Annotated in this window: 1 protein-coding gene; it reads left to right on the top strand. The window is 33.4% G+C overall.

What is annotated here, in order from left to right:
• Nucleotides 1-265: 265 nt before the first annotated feature.
• Nucleotides 266-563: putative hemolysin (locus tag ABD296_RS50075; RefSeq protein WP_344285752.1), on the top strand; the 298-nt coding region annotated here is incomplete at its 3' end.

The raw sequence follows: 563 nt of genomic DNA, 5'->3' as shown, positions 1-563 counted from the left end.
GTATTGGATGTGGTTGTTTGTCATTAGAACAATGTCCATTAAGGAATCCAAATGATGTGTTGGGACAAGAAGGTGCCGGGCCGCGTATTTTAGAAAGACCATAGAAGATAAATTTTATTGTTAGATATAACGCATCATAATTTAACATTTGCAATAGAGAATTATTTTGTAAGTTGCTCTCTATGAAGGTTTTTTATTGTAAACAAGTCATATAAAACATAAATTTTTTTGATATCTTTATTTCTTTTAGTAAGAAGCAAAATTTATGAAAAAAATTATCTTTCTTGGTTTAGCGCTTGTTTCGTTAACGGCTTGTTCATCAGTACAACATAAAGATTCAACTCCTCCAAAAATTGGTTCACCAAATCCTGCTAGTCAATATTGCGTTGAACAAGGCGGGAAATTAGAAATTAGAAATGAAGCAAATGGTCAGGTAGGTTATTGCCATTTGCCAAATGGACAAGTCGTCGAAGAATGGAAATTATTCCGTGATAATCAGGCGAACTGTGTTTCAGAAGAAGCTCAAAAATTAGTTGGGCTATCTGGTTTAACCGATGATCAAA

This window comes from Actinomadura napierensis (assembly GCF_039529375.1).
Classification (GTDB): Bacteria; Actinomycetota; Actinomycetes; order Streptosporangiales; family Streptosporangiaceae; genus Spirillospora; species Spirillospora napierensis.
This window is presented reverse-complemented; position numbering and strand designations above follow the sequence as displayed.